This is a genomic window from Candidatus Hydrogenedentota bacterium, assembly GCA_019637335.1.
GTDB lineage: Bacteria > Hydrogenedentota > Hydrogenedentia > Hydrogenedentales > JAEUWI01 > JAEUWI01.
In genome coordinates, this window is record JAHBVV010000031.1 from 1 (window position 1) to 18220 (window position 18220).

At 64.8% G+C, this 18220-nt stretch carries 8 protein-coding genes; all 8 read right to left on the bottom strand.

All coding sequences use genetic code 11. The features are described from left to right. The coding region (gene pilM, locus KF886_23110) for a type IV pilus assembly protein PilM (GenBank protein MBX3180250.1) at positions 1-1462 on the bottom strand (1462 nt) is incomplete at its 3' end. 202 nt (positions 1463-1664) lie between these two features. Continuing rightward, positions 1665-2954: an SUMF1/EgtB/PvdO family nonheme iron enzyme gene (locus tag KF886_23115; GenBank protein ID MBX3180251.1), complete on the bottom strand. Its 1290-nt coding sequence runs from the start codon at positions 2952-2954 to the stop codon at positions 1665-1667. Positions 2955-3233: 279 nt separating this feature from the next. Next, positions 3234-6260: a hypothetical protein gene (locus KF886_23120; protein MBX3180252.1), complete on the bottom strand. Its 3027-nt coding sequence runs from the start codon at positions 6258-6260 to the stop codon at positions 3234-3236. A 95-nt stretch (positions 6261-6355) separates the two neighbouring features. Further along, a complete protein-coding gene (locus KF886_23125; GenBank protein MBX3180253.1) occupies positions 6356-14227 on the bottom strand; it encodes a hypothetical protein in 7872 nt (2623 codons plus the stop codon). A gap of 125 nt (positions 14228-14352) precedes the next feature. Then, positions 14353-15903 carry a prepilin-type N-terminal cleavage/methylation domain-containing protein gene (locus tag KF886_23130; protein MBX3180254.1) on the bottom strand — a complete coding sequence of 517 codons (1551 nt, stop codon included), beginning with the start codon at positions 15901-15903 and terminating at the stop codon, positions 14353-14355. Positions 15904-15916: 13 nt separating this feature from the next. Continuing rightward, positions 15917-16306, bottom strand: coding sequence for a prepilin-type N-terminal cleavage/methylation domain-containing protein (locus tag KF886_23135; protein ID MBX3180255.1), 390 nt, complete (start codon positions 16304-16306; stop codon positions 15917-15919). Between the two features lie 11 nt (positions 16307-16317). Continuing rightward, positions 16318-17247, bottom strand: coding sequence for a prepilin-type N-terminal cleavage/methylation domain-containing protein (locus KF886_23140; protein ID MBX3180256.1), 930 nt, complete (start codon positions 17245-17247; stop codon positions 16318-16320). A gap of 91 nt (positions 17248-17338) precedes the next feature. After that, positions 17339-18217, bottom strand: a complete 879-nt coding sequence (locus tag KF886_23145; GenBank protein ID MBX3180257.1) for a prepilin-type N-terminal cleavage/methylation domain-containing protein — start codon at positions 18215-18217, stop codon at positions 17339-17341. Between the last annotated feature and the right edge of the window lie 3 nt (positions 18218-18220).

The window sequence follows — 18220 nt, forward strand, 5'->3', positions numbered from 1 at the left end:
TCTCAATGGCGCTGAACCACATTTTTTCGGGGCGCGCGTCGTTGACCAGGGACATTTCCTCCAGCCAGAACTGCCGGAGATTGCGTTCCTTGTCCAGTTTTTCCACCTGCGCCTGCAAGCCCGATATCTGGTTCCGGACCTGCTGGAATTCGTTCAATTTCGAGGAAGGCGGCACGTTGGCATCCTGGAAGCCACGCAGGACCACCTCCGGATCATATTGGCGGATCCGCTCCTGGACGCGTGTGATTTCCTCCAGGACCTTCTCGTTTTCCTTGGCGCTCTGCGGGATAATGCACGCCATCGTGAGCGCGAGCGTTGCGATGGACAGGCCCCAGTAGAAGGCCGCTTCCCGGCGCCGCGCCGCTTCCTGCACGCGCGGGGGGATCAGGTTGATTTCGAGGGCGACCGACTGCTGGCAGCGCAGGGCCATGCCCAAAACGCAGCAGGCCTGCTCCGGCTTTTCGCTGACCGGCTGCGCGCCCGGGGCCACCGCCAGCCCCGCCAGCGGCTGCGCGATGCGCACCTCCAGCCCGAGCTGGCGCTGCATGAAGGGAACAATGTTCCGGAGGCACGCGCCGCCGCCGCACAAAACGACCCGGTTCACCTGGCCGCCGCCCGGAAGGGAGCGGAAGTAGGCGAATGATCGCATGATCTCCGAGACCATGCGCTGCAAAACATTTCCGATGACCTCGCCGCCCTGGCCGTCGGTGTTCGGATCGCCGGTGGGCGCGAAGCCCCGCTGGCGCTTGAGGCGCTCCGCGTCGGCGAATTTCATGCCGAAAGCCGACGCGATGGCGAGCGTAATGTCGTTACCGCCGAGGTTGAGCGGGCGCGTGAAGCGGAACTGCCCCTCCCGCTCGATCACAATGTCCGTCGTGGCCGCGCCAATGTCGATGAGGGCGACGCACTCCGACGAATTTCCGAATTCCCCCGTGTATTTCAGCCAGTTGTACGCCGCCAGCGGGTTGACGTCCGCAATATCGATGGTCTTGCGAGACGCCTGGAGGATGTCGATCAGCTTGTCGACCACGTCCACCTTGATCGCCGCCATCATCACATCGTAGCCGCCCGCCTCGGTGCGCCCCAGGATCTGGTAGTCCATGGCGATCTGGTCGAGCGAGAAGGGGATCTGCTGCTGGATTTCGTAGCGGACGATCTGGCTGACCTTGTATTCCGGCACCGGCGGCAGCGATCGGCTGCGCGTGAACACCGACTGGCCCGGCACGCCGAAGATCGTTTTGCGCGTGCGGACCTTGGCCTCCTTAAGGAGTTCCGCCAGGGCCTTCTGCTTGAGCGCCTTGCGCTCTTCCTCGTCTTGCGCCGGGTCCGAGTTGAACTCTCGCTGGTGGTACTTCACCAGCTGGAAGCCAGCCTTGGTTTGCGCCAATTCCGCCAGGCGGATTGCACTCGCACCAATGTCCAGCACCAAACGCTTTTTACGTCCGCCTGTTAATCCAGCCATAAGTCACTCTGTTCCCATTCCCCCCGTGTTACGGCCCCGCCTGCCGTCCCACAGGCGTTCAATTCGTTGTTCCGGCGCACGCTGCGCCCGCAGAGGGTAAAAAGTGTTAATTACCCTATTTCCCGATTTATCGTAAACCCTTGAGAGTTATTGTAGTGCACGCTTAAACGCTTGTCAAGACCCCTGCCTGTTTGACAACAATTTACCTCGCACTCGATTCCGGCGCGCTAATCGCGCAACGGAACCCGTAATCCTCGCGCGTCGCCGATACCCGGTCAAAATGCCGTTTCGCGGTTCGCACGTCAAAGCGCTCGGAGCGGAACGATCCGCCCCGTAGTACGCGGAAAATCTGGCCGTAGTCCTTCGTTACAAAACGGTTCCCGGGGTAGGCCTGGTACCAGTCCTGTGTCCACTCGTAAACGTTCCCAGCCATGTCCACCACCCCGTATGGCGACATGCCCTCGATAAAGCGACCGCGCTCCGCGGGCGCATTCAGGCCCGTGCCAATCATGTTGCAGAGGGTCGGGTCGAACTCGTTACCCCACGGGAACTCGAGTCCGTCCGGCCCGCGCGCCGCCTTCTCCCACTCCAACTCCGTCGGCAGGCGCTTGCCGACCGCCTTGGCGAAATCGACGGCCATATTCCACGACACACCGGTCACGGGATAGTTCTCCAACCCCTCCGGAAATTCATGCAGCGGAAATACATCCCTGAATTCTGCGTTAGTTACCTCGTATTTGTCAATGTAAAATGCGGGCACGTCAATGGTGTCCAGCGGGGCCTCGTCGGGGGCCCGGTTCGCCGCCCCGCGAATGAAGGGGCCGCCCGGCACCAGCACCATCCCCGGCGGGACATTCCCAGGCTTCATGGTCAGCGAAACCCGAACCTCCTGGTTCGGCTCCAACTTGACCCGATCACCCGTCATAATATGGCCCGGGGCGTGAACATCGACAATATAGTTCCCCGGGGGCAGCGTGAAATCCTTCGGCGTTACCTCGGGCCGCTTGCCGCCGTTGATCCATATCGTCGCGCCCGTCGGGGTGGACGTCACGATCAGGCGCCCCTCAAGGGGCTTCAAATTTATCGTCGTATTCGTCCCGTACTGGTGGTCCGCCTTGACGTCCAGCATGTCCGATTTATACGAGTAGTAATTCTCCAGCAGCACCTCGAACTGGTGCTCTCCCACTCCCAGCGGGTGACGCCGGATCGGCGTCACGCCGAGGCGATCGCTTCCGTTGAGGATCACCTCCGCCCCTTCGGGCCTCGACTCCACCGTCAGATACCCCACCAGGGGCTCCATCTCGATAACATACGCCTGCGGCTCGCCCACCGTCACCCGGATCGCGTCCTCCGTGTCCCGGTACCGATCCATTTGCAGCAGGACATTGTAGCGGCCGGGCGGCAGGCCCGTGAACGTCACCGGCGTCTCTCCCGTGTAGCCGCCCTCCACCAGCACCCGCGCCCCCGACTCCGGGGCGCTGTCAATCTTCACCGCCGTATCCGGTTCCCTCGAACCGCACCCCGCCGCCATCACCGCCACGAGCAGCAGCCCCGGAAGGTAGATCCGGCCCCAGCGCGCTGCCCGGCCGGCAACACCCGAAAGGCTTGGACTCTTCCTCGGCTTCCTCCGCCCCGGCATCCTGTAGGTCCAATCTACCGCCCATACGGCGGAACCCTGGGAACCCGCCAGCGTCAATCATGGCGGGCGCCCGGAGCATTCCCTGTCATAAGCGGCGTCCATTATAAACAATAATCCCAAAAATTACACGCGTTAATCCTTGACAAAGGACTTGATCGGCTGGTCGTCCTTTTCCCCGCGCTCCCGGCCCGACGTCACCGTGAATTCCACCGTCGCCGGGGTGCGGTCGAAAACGGCGTTACCCGGCGATTCCTCGTAGAAACTGCTGAACAGGGCCGTATACTTGACGTCCCGCTGGCGCGCCGGCGGCTCGAGGCCAATCGGGCCGTCGTCACCCAGACGATCATTGACGCCGGGGAAACACTCGGAATTGTTCAGGAACGGCGCCACGATGAAGCCGGGGTTCGCCAGCAGATCATACGGCGCCACCAGCGTCAGGTTCGGCCCGCCGGGTATCTGGCCGCTTGCCACAAGACGCCCGTCTTCGTACAGTTCAAACGCCACCCCGCGCGCAGCCGCGGTAGGCACCACGTCGGGCAGGGTCATCCGGATGGAAAAGCCCGCCTCCACGCGCTCGCAGGTTTCCGCGGGCGGCAACGGAATGCGAGCGAGCGAACCCAGCCCCTGCTCCCCGGCATCCCGCGTGCGGTTGCCGATGGTGCCGCCTGCCCGCTCGTACCAGAACTCCGTCACGACCTGCGTGTCGAGCCCGAGGGAGGCGTCCGCGCCGGGATCGGTCCAGCGGCGGTAGTCATAGACCGCCGCCTCCAGATCGGCCACGCTCGCCAGATTGCCGAAGGCGCCGCCGGCCTGCATATTACCGGCCTCGTCGTAGCCCTGCACCGAAATCAGGTACTCCGATCCCGGGGGGCCAACGAGCAGGTCCCGCAGCCGCGTGGTCCCGGTGAAGATGGTGTCCAGGGTGATGGTCTTGTTGGCCGGGTTCATCCAGGCGCTCCAGCCGCCCGAGATGTCCGTCCAGGACGTGAACTGCGCCCCCGCGGCGTCCGCGCCCCAGACCCGCCAGCGGACGGTGGAGAAGCAGGGCAACGGGTCCTTGGGGTCCTGGCCGCCGCCGAGGCGGCTGATGCCCCAGGTGAAGGTCGGGTCGGCCACTTCCTGGCCCGATGGCCCGGCCCGGAGTTCGCCCCGCACGTTCGGGAACCACCACAGGTGGAATGGCTTCAGCGGGATGAAGGTCTGGCCGGAGGGATCCAGCGTCGCCTCGTTACCGGCCAGGTCCGTCACGCGGACATTCGCGATCGCGTGCCACTGGTTCACGCCATCGTGCAGCAGGTCCGTGAAGAGCCAGGAGGTCTCCAGGGTGTTCCCGCCCACGTTGTTGTACGTCACGGTCAGCTCGGCGGCGCTGTTGATCAGCTCCGCCGCGGACTCGGAGTTCGGCGTCCACCAGGCCATGCCGGGCACGCCCGCGAAGTTCCGGTAGAGCACGGCGTCCTTTTCCCCCGGCGCCGTGTAGGTGATCGTTCCATCCGGCAGGCCGTCAATCGCGAAGCCGGACCCGACGTCCGTGAAGGTCAGCGAAATCCCAATGCCGTTCCTGGGCAGGTCGAAGAAGACCGAGGGATCGCCGGTGGTCCCGTTGAGGTAGCCCGCGTTCGCGCCAGTTTCACCCAAGAGGGCGCCCGCGCCCCAGTTCCCGGGCACCGGGGTCGCGATATTCAATTCCGGAGGCGGCCCGGCATCGCCCGTAAGTGTAAAACCGCTCAAGTACTGGTCCGCCAGGAGGTTGAAATTCGTCACGATCACCGGCGGGATACTGTCGAAGCCGAAGCGGCGCCCGACAAAGGCCTGGCTCCCGGCCGTGTCGCTCTCGTCGAGGAAATTGACATCGGCTCCGTCGGGCAGGCCGCCCGTCGCGTGGATGAAGATCTCGTAGTTGTCCGTGTTTACGTCCGCGATGGCCGGAAACTCCGTCTCGAAGTTCTCCAGCACCACGTTGTAGTCCACGAACGCGAACGTCGCGTCGACCGCGCTCACCGGATTCACGTCCAGGGGCCCGATGCGGTTGTTCGCGTCGAACACGGACGCGCCCTGCAGGGGATTAGCGATCCAGATCACCGCGTTGGTCAGATCCACCGTCGGCGTCACCACCTGGATCGTGATCGGGCCCTCGCCGATCCAGCGGCGCTGCTGGCCCCGCTGGATGATGTAGCATTCGGTCCACGTGGCCGCGGTGATATCGGCGGTTTCCTCGTCCGCGCCGACCACCAGGTCGGAGGAGGAGCGGCCCAGGTTGCCGAAGTCGCGGCTGAAGAATTCCACCGAACTCAGCGTGGCGGAGTCCGCGCCGGTGCGGCGCACCTGCGTCAGGTCCGCGAGTTCGCCCGGGAACGCGTCCGGATCGGCGCTGAAGACAATCGCCGGATCGAGCGTATCGGTCACTTCGTGGGCGTCGGTCACGCCCGCGGGCAGCGGTAGCGGATTGCCGCCGCCGTCCGTCACCCACAGCCCGCCCACATCGAGCGTGGTGTCCGTGCCGGCCACGCCCGCACCGCAATTGTGAATGAGGGTCGCCTCGATGGTGGCCACGCCGTCGATCGCGTTCACGCCGCCCGTGGTGTCGAGGAAGGTGCACTGCGTGATGTTCAGCGCGCCGCCCTGGTCGATGCGGACGGCGTCGCCCGTGCCGCCGGACACGATGGAGGCCGCCATGTAGACCTCGGCGGGGTCGACGCAATCGACGCTGACGCCGCCGATGCTGTCAAAGAGCACGCGGCGGATGTCCACGTCGCTGCCCTGCATCGCCAGGATGCCGGTGGTCCCGCCGGTAATGGTCACGCCGCTGATCGTGAAGCTGAAGTTTTCCTCCACGGTAATCACCGGCGCGCCGCCGGGCCCGACGATGCGGATCCTGTGCGGGTGCGCCGAGCTCTTCCCCCGGATCGTGAGGCCGGCCAGGTTGCCGTCGATCACCAGCGCCGAGCCGAGGGTATAGTCCACCGCCGGATCCGTTACGTCCGTGGGGCCGTCCAGCACGATCACGTCGCCCGGGGCCGCCGCCGCGAGGGCGCCGTCCAGTGTTGTCTCCGGGCAGGTCGCGCACACATCGATTACAGCCGCGCGCGCGCCCCCCGCCGCCAGCAGCGCCAGCAGCGCCAGCGCGCCGGCCCATCCGCCTTTTCGTCCGTACCACATACTGCTCTCGCTCCTCGGTGGAACCCCGCCCTGGATTCCGGGCGCCCGCTTCCGGGCCGCCCGTTGCTTGCTTCGCACCTTCAAATCCGGCTGCGTCAGTCCAGGCCGCCGGACAGGTCCGACGGGCTCCGGCGCTCGTACACCGCCGACGCCTTGGTCCGCGCCGTGGTCACAAATTCGTTCGGATCCCGGTAGTTGATGAATCCGTCGTTGTTTCGATCGACGCCGTAACCCGCCTCCACGGTCATGATGATCTTGTACACGTCCGACCGCGTCGTCACGAGGTTGCCCAGGCGCGCAAAGCGCGCGCGGACCTCGTCGAAGCGCTTCGCCGGGTTGGCCTCGTTCGAAAGCGGGTACACCGCCAGGTCTTCCACGCCATCGGTCACGACGCCGGTTAGATTGGGCACGTCGGCGCGGCCGTAAATATAGTTGAAGTCGAACGCGTTCTCGTTGCGCAGGAGATCGCCCGTGCTCCGGTAGTAGCGCCCGTCCGCGTGTTCCGTGCGGCCCGCCTGCATCATCGCCGCCATCCGGAACGCGCCGATCTGGTGTTCGTCGGGATCTGCCGCATCGTTAATCATGTCGCGCGGATCCAACGGAATCGGAACCGGTGCCGGCACCAGGAGGTCGGTGTCCACGCCCGGGATCTCGTTGTACCGGTTCCGCAGCGGCGGCGTGGTCCCGTCGTAGAAGTGGATCGCCGGCGAGTACGGCGGTCCGCCCGGCGGCGCCCACGGACGGCGCCCGAGCGCCGGATCGACGACCGGAATATCGTTGCTTGCCCGCAGCACAATGTTGGCCAGGGGCGGAATATCGCCCGCGAGCACGTTTGGCGCGTTCCCCGGCTGCACGGTTTTCCCCACATCCACCACCCCGGGAAGGCCCAGCAAGGAATTGTAGAGCTCGTCGACCCTGGTAGGGTCGCCATTTCTTTGCCTCGTAACTTCGCGCAGGCGGGTATCCGCCGTGTTCACGTTGATCCGGCCCGCCGTCCGCTTGCGGGGCGCGAGCACGATATGCGTGAGCGCGCCCACCTGGCCCGGCGCGCCCAGATTCCGCACGCGCAGCGCCAGGAAGTTGTCCGTCACGCGCACGATCTGCGGCTTCCACCCGCCCACGGCGTTGTTGCCGTAGAAGATGTAGCCGTCGGGGCCCGCCTGGTAGCGCGTGGTCGGCGTCCATTCATCCGGGTGGATGAGGCCGCCCGGCTTGGTCCGCGACGCCGACGTCGGGTCGGATTGGCCCCGCGCCTCGCTCGGATCCGTGATCACGTCCAGCGCGTAGATCGGCTCGAAGAGCTGCCCCGCCAGCGATGCGCGCGGGTTGGTCGGGTCGCGCGTGATGATCGACTTCGCCACCGGATCCACCGGCACGATTTGCCCGTTGTCCAGCTCGAGGCCGGCCGCGCCCGGGTTGATCAGCGCGGCGTTCGCCTTCGCCCGCACCGGTACCGCCGTGTTCGTCGCCACCGTCACCACGTTGGCCGCGTGCTTCGCCGCCTGTTCGATCCGCTCCCGCATCTGCGGCAGGAACGTGCCCACATAGAGGATGTATTCCCCGTTCTCCAGGCCGTCCTCGCCGTCCCAGATGAACAGGCCCTCGGGCGCCTGGGCCGTCCCGCGGTTTTCGCTCACGAACATCGCCACCCGCTTCTCCAGCGGCCAGCGATCCGTGAAGTCGTTGTCGCCGATGTTCACGCCGTTGAAGTTGCCGGTATTGTTCAGGTACGCCGCATTAAACAGGTAGTGCAGGTTAAAATCGCCCGGCGACGGGCTCCCGTCCACGTAGGACGGGTAGTTCGAGAAGTGATCCAGGTTCGCGCGCGGGCCGTCCGTCGGCAGTTCAAACAGGAACACCGGCGCCCACGTCCCCGGCGCCAGCAGATCGTCCGGGAAACTGCTCCCCGGATTGTCCACCCAGTTCATCAGATCGTTGTTTGCGTTGACCGTGGAAAAGTCCGGACGGATCGGGCGGAACTCCGCCTGCCCCATCGTCAGCACCTTCGAGCCCAGGGCCAGGCTGTTTACCGCCGACGCCAGGATATTGCCCGAAACCGCGCCGTCCAGCGACTCCTGGCCCAGCGTCGCCCCGCGAAGCGCGATGGGTTGCGTAATCGAGAGTCCGTCGGCGGTTCCCGTAAGGCCCTGGAGGTTGAGGTTCAGCATCGTCATGTCGCGAACGAATGCGGAGCCGCCAGACGTATTGACCGCGTCGTGCAGGTAGATCTGGTGCGGCACGCGCATCAGATCCGCCGGCGACTCGTACGACCGGTTCGCCACCTGCGCCCGCGACAGGTTCCAGCGTTGGTCCGCCTGCGACGGGGTAGGGTTCGACGCGAACGTACCGTCCTCTCGAGTTCGGAAATGGTCGAAGGGATCCGGGAACTGGCGCGGATCCGCCGCGCCCGCCAGAAGCAACTCGATGTCCGGCGGATTCTCCATCATCCGTGTGGCCGTGTTCATTCGCAGTGGAGTACCCGACATTGCGTGTCCGAATAGTCGCTGATTTCGCTGCAGCACCGCCAGGTTCGTATTCGGGAAATCGGGGTGCTGGACGAAGCGCGGGCGAAGATCGACAACAGCATTGTCATTGATCTGGAGCGGAGGTCCGCCCGGCGGCGAAAAAAGCTCCGCTTCGAAGTAGCTCAGGCTGTCGGCCCAATCGTCGTAGTTGCCGTCCGTCGCCTGCCAGCGGTTCTCCGTGCCGAAGCGATCGCCGTTGTACAGCGGATGCTTCCGCTCCAGGCTGCGGTAGAAGTCAACACCCATCTGGTTCGGCGGCCAGATGGTCGGATACGCCGCATTGACGGTCAAGGGCGTATCAGGCGTTCCGTCGTCGTTCGTATCGATAAGATTGAATGCAAGGTCATCGATCGTTCTGTTGATGACATCGTATTCGCGATAAGTCACGCGATCTACGACCTTCCCCGCCGTGGCCGCACCCTCGTACAGGGTCACAATCACGTTATCGCCGGGATTCCAGCGGCGTTCGGCAAACGCTCTCCACTCCACCGGATCGTTGGCAGTGGATCCGATATACGGCGCATTCACCGAAAGAAATGTGGGCGACAGTGGACTCGCCGCCGCATCGCCGAAGCTCTGCACGGAAACACCGCTCAGCACGCTGATTCCAACGCCGTTGCCGCCATCAAACGCCACCTGGTAGGCCGGATCCGCGTACTGCTGGCGATCGGTCATGAAAAGGTAGGGCATCGTTACCGGCTCATAGCTCCCGGGCCCGAAGAAGCGCCAGGGCGTGCCGCCCGGCACCCAGTGGGTGTCCGTGGGCACATCGGTGTTCAATAGCAGCCTGCCTTCGTCCACGCCTTCGCTATTCCGCACGGACTGGAATACGCCATCCACCCCACGCTCATCGATCAAGCCATCGAGGTTATTATCCACCATGTCGAGATCGAGGACGCCCGGAATGTAGATGCCCGCCGCAGTCATGTAGCCGCCATCGCCGTCGTTGTCGATCCCATCCTGCTCGGGATAGTTGGGGAAGACGCCGCCCCGAAGAACGAGCGCCGCCACATCATCCACATCGTCCACATCGCTCAGCCGGATGGGAATGGGTGTCGCGGAATAGGGATTCTGGGACGTGAGAATTGAATCCTCTTCCAACTGGATGATCCGGTCCCACGGCAGGTTACCCTCGGCGCTCGTGAAAAAGCTCTCGAAATCCTTCGAACTCGCCACGACGGAATCGTTGGGCAGGTTATCGAGGGAAGAATCGGCATAAAGCGCGGTCCGCCCGTCGCCATCATGGTCCACGTAATCCGTCAATGCGCCTGTATTCGGGTTTGTGAAGCGCTGGAAAACACTGCCAGTCAAGTCAAATAACGCGTTATACAGCGGCGACGCGGGTGGTATCAGGGGACTCGTATCGGCAATCGGGGGCACCGTGACCAATCCGTTCGTCAATACGCCCCCGGTAAAAGGCAGCGGCGTGCCATCGGCAAGCCCCATACCGTTGTCGGCGATTCGGTGGTTGGCGACGCCATCGCGAAAGAAATCAAACTTACTGAAAGCGAGCAAAACCTTGCCGCGCGGTGCAATTTCGGTGTTCTGAGGCACTTTCCATGTGCTCTTGAACGGATCGCGCGGAACCTGGGGGCGATCCGGAATGCCCACTTCCATTTCCCAGCCGCCGATGTTCACAATCTCGTCGGAAACATTAACGAGTTCGAGCCATTCGTGATCCGGCTCCTGGCTGAAATCGAGCGCATTGATCGCCACGGTGTAGGTATCACCGCCCGCATTCAGCGCCGCCACCAGCGCGGGATTCATGCGAAACGCGACGCGAAGTTCGTAGCTCGATCCCGCTGGGGGTACCGTAATCGTAAAAGTTTCTACACCCGCGATCGGCTGTGTGCTGGGGAATACCACGGGGCCCGGAACCGGCGGCGGATCGTCGGGAAGGCCATCCAAGTGATAGAGATCTCCGTTTCCGGCTCCGCCGCGCGTACCGTCCACAAATGCCCAGCCCCTCGGGGCGCCGGGTACCGCGCCGCCAATGTGCGGATCGGTAATGTTTTGAAAATGGTTAATCCCATCGGCGAAATCCTGGATGATGGACTGCTGCGGCTGGCCACCCGCCGTGCGGTGCCGGTATTTTACCGCGCTCTGCAGGAGGGGAAACCCCAAACCGTCATACGGCGGCGGAAGTTCGGTGGTTGGGATAACCGACTCCCCGTTCATGGCGACGGTGTTTACCTTGAGGTAGTACCGGCCGGGAGGAAGGCCGTCCGTGGCGTTGAGGGTGAACTCGATGATATCGGTGCTGTTCGTCGCGGTGAAATAGGACCGATCACCCAGGTATCCACCATTCGTCAGTGTCCAGGCCGCGCCAGCTTCCCGAACAACATTAAATTGGGGAAGAATCGCCGGCCCGCCGGTGCGTGTGAATGGGTTCGGATTAAAATTGACCAGGAACGGCTCGCCGTTCATGGGATCTGCCGCGGGTAATGGTCCGGTCACCGCCTCGGCCTCAACGCGCCGCACGGCGCGGACCATGATTTCGTTGATGCGTACCGCCTCGTTGCCGGAGACCGTGTAGGAAATCCGGCGCTCCTCGGGGTTCCCGAATTCGCCCGCAACACCCGCCTCGAACATCCACCAGTCGTCGATGATTTCGAGGGTGCGGCTGAGATCCATGGTGGTGCGGAGGTGATCCTGCAGTTCGCCGAGCGGGAAGAGTTCGCCTTCGGGGATGCGCGAGCGGATGCCCTGGTTCTGCGGGAAGGGATCGTAGACGAAGGGCGCGCCGGCCTGCTGCGGGAGGCGGCGCTGGCGCTCGGTGCTGAGCACGGAGCGGCTGTGGTCGCGGTCGCGGTTGTCCACGATATCGACCGCCGCCTGCATCGCGCGGAGCACCGGATCGGCCGGGAACTCGGGGACGGATGCGGTCGGGCCGGAGGCGCCCGTGTACCACATGAGTCCGCTTGTGTTGGACCGGATATGGACATCCGCCTGGCGCAGGCCATCGGCAAAGCGGTTGGCCGCGAGTTGCTCGGGGATGGTTGGATCCGCCACCACCGGACGCGCGGTGACGGCCTCGTAGCCGTTGGAGAGGACGAGGTTGGCGGCGATCTGCTGGGTCGTGGCGAAGTTGTAGTCGAGCTTGTTGAGGGCGCGGATGCCGCTGCTGGCGGCGACGTAGTTCACGTTGCGATCGGCGCTGTAGGCCGAAATGTACGGCTGGAGGAGATCGCGGGTGCCGGCGCCAATCTGAACTGCGCGGTCCACCTGGAGCGTGTCCTGAAGCTGGAGGTCGCCGAGCTCGCCCACCTCGTTGATGCTGCCGTCGCCGTCGTTGTCGATGCCGTCCACAAAGCCGCTGATGTTGTAGGGGTTGGCGTCCTCGGCCACGAGGTTGCGCAGCGGGCGGTAGCGCTGGAGCTCGCCGGGCTCGTCGATGCCCTCGAAGGCGCCGAGCTGCGCGTAGTACTCGGCGTACCGCGTCTCGGCGAGTTCCAACCGCGCCAGACCCGCGTCCGCCGCGCTCATGGGATCGCCGGCCAGGTAGGCCTCGGCGCGCGGGCTCAGCGGCGGCAGGTAGAGCCCCTCGTCGATCAGGCCGTCGCCGTCGTCGTCGATGCCGTTGAGCGCCGTGAAGAGCGCGTTCGCGTTGTCGTCCACGCGCCCGTAGCCCGGCAACGCGATGTCCGCCTCATAGCCCGGTTGTGTGGGGACGTCCTTGGGCGTGCCGGTGCGGAGAGCCCAGAGGTGGCGAGCGGTAGCGACGCCGAGATCGGGCAGGTTGCGGGTTTCGATCTCCGCCGTCGTGGCGCCGCGGCCGAGCGATCGCACGACACCGTCGAGCAGCGGGTCGTAGTTGTGGCCGCCGGCCACGTTTACGTTCACTTTGCCGGCCTCGTCGCGCACGAGCACCGCCGCGCGCCCCGCCAGATCGCACACCGGCTCGCCGGAGTGCGTGATGATGATGCGCGTCCCGATGTTCAGCCCCCGATAGTTCACCGTGGTTCCCAGTCCGGGGCCGTAGGCCCCACTGGCCGGGAAGACCTGCACATCGAGATTCGCGGGGGAGGGGCTGCCGAGCAGGTCCTTGTTTATCCGCGTGTATTCCTTGAGCCGGGCCACCGCGTCGCTGCCGTTGCTTGTGGCGATGTTCGCTTCGATGATGGAATTGCCCGCGTTGAAAGGAGTAGCATCCTTAACGCCGGAGTCGCGGAAGCCCTGAAGGTCGCCTGCCGCGGGTATGACATACGCATACACGTGGTAGTCGTTGATGAGCATGTCGAGGTCGTTGTCGATGCGATCGACATCAGCCGCCGTCAAGGTGACCGTTCCGCCAGGTTCACCCAGTACCGGAACCGTAATCTGATCGGGCAAGGTAATTGTGAGCGGAACCAGATTCCCGTTGATATCCGGCACCAGGTCGGGCACGACGCCATCGCCATTCAAGTCGATTGGAATCGTAATGCCCGGCAGGGGCGCGGTGAGGAAATACTTATCCTCCGCGGGATCGTCAACGAGACCATTGCCATCGTTGTCGAGCCCGTCGCCGCTGACGCGATCCGGGCCCAAGCCGTGATAAACGAATATCCCCAGTTCCGTGGGGCCATCGCCGCGTTCGGGGGATTCATCCACCAGGCCGTTGAGGTTGTTGTCGATGCCGTCGTCGAACATCCGGGCGCCGGTGAATTCATTGATTACCTCGCCGCCGCTGAAGAACTTGTCCTGCGCGATCGGGATCCAGATGGAGTCGCGCAGGCCGTCGCCGTCGTTGTCGATATCGGTCCAGGTGTGGATCCATTCGAGCGGATAGAGCTGGGGAACCTGCGAGAAGCCGTCGTAGATGTCGGGAATGAAGTTGGCGTTCAGGTCGCCCGCGCCGAAGAAGGCCGGCGTGACAAAGGGCGGGCGGTCGCGGTCCGCCAGGAAGAAATTACTCGCGGGCAGGACGCTCGGCGGCCCGCCAAGATCCACGGCGTTTTCGGCGTAGAGGTAGGGCGTGGAACCCTCAATGCGCGGGTAGTACAGCCAGTCGCGCGAGAGCGGCCCGCCGAAAAGCCGCTCGCTGTAAAAGACGGTTCCATCCGGGCGGGTAAAGCCGACTTCGGGCATGGTGACTGGCGACAGGTCGACCAGGGGCACGCCGCCCGCCTGCAATGGCACGCCGTTGCGCAGGGCCCACTGCTTGCCGGCCGCCCAGGCGCCGTTGTAGAGCACGAAGGGCTTGAAGTCGGTGGAGGTCGCGTTGGGGTGCTTCAGGAAATCGCGGTTGAGCTCGGACATCACCTGCGCCAGGACGCCGTCGACCAGCAAATCGGCCTGGACGGTGTTGCGCACGTTGGTGGCGTTGTCCACTTCGGCGCGGCTGACGCCGTAGAAGGTGAGGGCGACCGCCAGGAGGACGGTCATAATCGCGACGGCGATAATGAGCGCGGCGCCGCGTTCACCGGCGCGCTTGCGCCGCCTTGTGCTGTGCATCGTGTTCATCCGTACTACACCTCTCGCTCGCCGCATTCCCTGCGGCCCACTCCACTGCCCGGCGCCGGCCCCAATGGCCCGCGCCCGCACCGCCCGCGGGATCCGTCCCGCCGGGCCACCGCCACCGCGCGCCGCTACAGCGCGCCGCCCGGCCCCTGCGCGATCGCCGTGCTGGACGATCGCCCCTGGGCGGAGGGCACATGAATGGCCTGAATAAACAACCGGCGCACATCGGCGGCGTTGGGATCGCGCTTGGACCGCGTTATCCAGATCTGCGGCGTGACCACGGCCGGGATCCGGGGCGCCAGAGGCGATCCCAGGTTTTTCCTGCTGGAGCGATCGCCCAGAAGGTTGTCCGCCAGCCGGTTGTCCGCAATAACGAGGTCCGCGTTGTTGATCGCGGCGCCGCCGTTCACCAGCATGGGCACGCTCCGCATCCGCGGATCCGCCGCATCTGGATCGTCCGGATCGCGCAGGTTCTGAAAATCGTTGAAATACGGGAGCGGGACGTGTTCCCCGTTGCCGTAGGTGAAGCGGAGGTCCGCGTCGAGCGCGTCGATGGGCTCGAAGACGCCGAAGCCCACCGGGATCGGCGCGCTGAAGGCGGGATTGAAGACCGAGGCGCGCGCGATGACCCCGTCGGCCACCACGTACTCGTTCACGATCTTGCGATCGGTGTTCGGGAGCACCGAGTCCTCGTCGTACCAGTACGGCGTGATGGCGCGGAATGCGCCGTCGTAGATGTCGCCGGAGAGCCAGCGCACCCAAAACTCCCGCTTGCGGGCGTTGATAATCTGCTGGAAGGTATCGCGGCCCAGGACGCGGAGGTAGAGCCGGTCGCCCGTGATCGGGTGCGCCCAGCCGCCCGGTTGAATGGGCGGATAGTTGATGTCCTGATACCTGGACCGCAGATCGGTGGCGTTGTTGCCCGGGACCGGGTTCAGTGCGGAAACGACGAACTCCAACTGCGCCGCGCCTTCCGGAGAGGCGGACAGCTGATCCTCGGTTGGGTCGACGGGGTCGATATAGGGCCAAGGCAGTTCTAAGCCGGTCTCCACGGTCATGTTGAAGGTGTTGAGGTCGCTCAGGCCGGGCTCCTCGAAGCGGATGAGGCTTTCGAGCTGGAGCTCGACATTCAATTCCACGATGGCGTCGTCGGGCACGTCCGAGGCGACGGTTCCGAGGCCATACGCGACCACCAGGCTGTCCACGACGGCGTTGGCCTGGTTGGCCACGGCGGTTCCGGAAAGGCCCTGCTCCCGGAAGAGGCGGGAGGCCTGCCGGTGCACCGCCTGCCGGATGGTGAGCCAGGGCTCGCGGAGCGTCGTGCGGAAGGGCGGATTCTTCAGCTCGGGGTGAAACGCGTAGGTCACGCGGCCGAGCTTACCGTCTTCGAGCGCCCCGACGAACATGAAGGCGTCGTGGCGCCCGTAAAAGTTGTACATATCGCCAAATTCGCGGCTGGTGAAGGCGCCGTTGAGGTCGCGGCTGATCGTGGTCATCGCCATGCGGCCCTGCTCGAAGGCCGCGATGCTGGCGTAGCCCTGGCGCACGGAATGCACCGCCGAGGTGAACAGGGTGGACAGGGCCGCCCCGAGAATCAGGAAGATCGCCATGGCGACCAGCAGTTCGGTGAGGGTGAAGCCCGCCGACCGCCGTTTTACTCGCGTTATGTTCGTGCCCATCCCTGGCGCCTCGTTATGGTTGCGTGACATAGGTGACAAACCGCTCGCGGCGGCCGTCGTACATTTCGACATTGAAGGTGACCCGGTAGAGGTCCACGTCGCTGCTGACGCGCTGCACGGAGCTGGTCCACGACTTGTACATGCCGTAGCTGCCGCCCGCCGCCTCCATGTTCCGGTAGGCGTTGGCGCTGGCCCACGCGAGCAGGCCCTCGATGCCGCCGGCGCGGAGCTGGCCGAGTTCCGTCTTCGCGAGAAACGCCGTCTGCTGGCGCTCGTTGGCCAGGCGGGTCTGCCGCACCGACTGCGGGAAGAGCCGCATGATGGCGATAATCCCGATCGACAGGATGGTCAGCGCGACCATGACCTCGATCAGCGTGAATCCGCGGTTGTCTGTCCGATACATGGCGCACCTCATCAGAAATCGTCCGGCACGCTGATGCGCGCGGTGGACCTGTGCAGGTAGATCTTGCGGTGGCGGAGGTTGGAACCGCCACTGCCGTCGTCGAAGCTTGTCGATTCGGGGAAGATCAGCCGCTCTTCGAGCGGGCGGTCCGCCCCGGGGGCGATGAACATGGTGTAGCGCTCTCGCCCGCAATCGCCGCACTCGGGATCTTCAAACTGATCCGGCACGGCGAGCCGCCCGCCGGGCCTGAAGACGTGCGCGGGAAAGGCCGCCGCACTCCAATTGCCCGGGGCCGACATGTAATTCAGCAAATCGATTCCCGACAGGCCGACGGGCATCCCCAGGGCGACCTGAACGCCACTCATGCCCAGACTCCCGATTACGTTCACATCGGCATCGAAGCGGGCGTAGTTCGAGTAATCGAACTCCGAGTAGTAGGGCGCCCACGTCGCGGGCGCGCCGCCTACGCTGAGCGGGTTCGGATCCTGGAGCAGGATGGTCATGCCGAAGGGCAGCGGCGTAAACTCGCCCAGCTCGCCGGGGATCGGCACATACATGCCCGAAATCGGGCCCATGGTCGAGGGAAGCTGGTACATCACGGCGGCCGCCTCGATCTGGCGGACGGGAGCGCCGGAGAACGAATCGACGACCGGGCGCGCCACGGGCTGGTTGGCCACGGCGCCCCAGGCCTCCTCGGCGGCGTAGTTGTCCATGCTGTAGACCACGGCGGCGTTGACGTTGTAGGTGCGGGAGTAGATCTGCGCGGCGCGCAGGTGCTTGTCCACCTCGGAGACGGCGCGCTTGAACTCGTCGCGCGAGAAGGCGCCGAGCCGCGCGAGGCCGGGGATGGCGATCGCCGAGAGGAGCGCGATCACGCCCAGCACCACCAGCACCTCCACCAGCGTGAAGCCGGTGTTCGCCTTGCGTTGTCCGCCGTTCATCTCAGGTCTCCTGTGCCGCCCGCCGGGGTCCCGCCGCGGGGGAAAGGCGGCGCCGGCCGGCCCGCGCGGGCACGGCCGGCGCCCGCTCAAATCAGTTGTAGAACACCATGAAGGACTGCTCTTTGTCCCAGTTGTTGATGTCGTCGCCACCGCCCATCAACTCGGGCTCCTGTCCATCTTCGTAGTTCGAAAGGCTGTTCGGCGTGTAGGTCACGGCGCCCGGATTGTTCGGGTCCGGGGCGGTGTAACGCGCCTGGCCGCTATTCAGGTTTGCGCCGTAGGACCAGATGTACACTTCCTTCTGCTTGTTCGCGGGCGCGCCAATACGCTCAATGATCTCGCCGGTCCCCGGGTCAATCAGGCTGAAACCCGCCCCGGACACCAGCGTAAGGGCGTCCTCGAGGTCGGCGGGCTTGTCGCCCGGAAGCATCGGCGTGCCGGGCGCCGGTTCCACCGCGCGATACACGCGGAACGGGATCAGGCCATAGCGCGCCGGCCACGGCCCGGGGTACACCCGGTACAGGTTGCCCCACGGATCGTAGGCCAGATCGGTCATGTACGACGTGCCCAGATTCCGCACCACGTCCACGCGCATGAGGTTAATTCCATTGGTGCTGGTGCGCTGGTTGGTGTCCAGCGCGCCGCGGCCCTTGCGGAGAAGCGCGGTGACGGTTTCCGTGTATACCTGGATGACATCTTCGAAATCGTTGTCCGTCCACGTATAGTGGTCGCCGCCGAGCTGGTCCACGAAGTATTCCGGATCGAAGATGTCCGCCAGGCCGGGGCGCCCGGCGTCGGACAGCATCTTCGTGATCGCCAGTTCCATGTTCCTGATTTCCGTGATCGCCTGGGTGGCCCGCCCGCGGGCGATCCAGCGCTGCACATTGGGGATGGCGATCGCGGCGAGGATGGCGATGATCGCCATCACCACCAGCAGCTCCACCAGCGTAAAACCTTTGTTCCGTTTCATTGC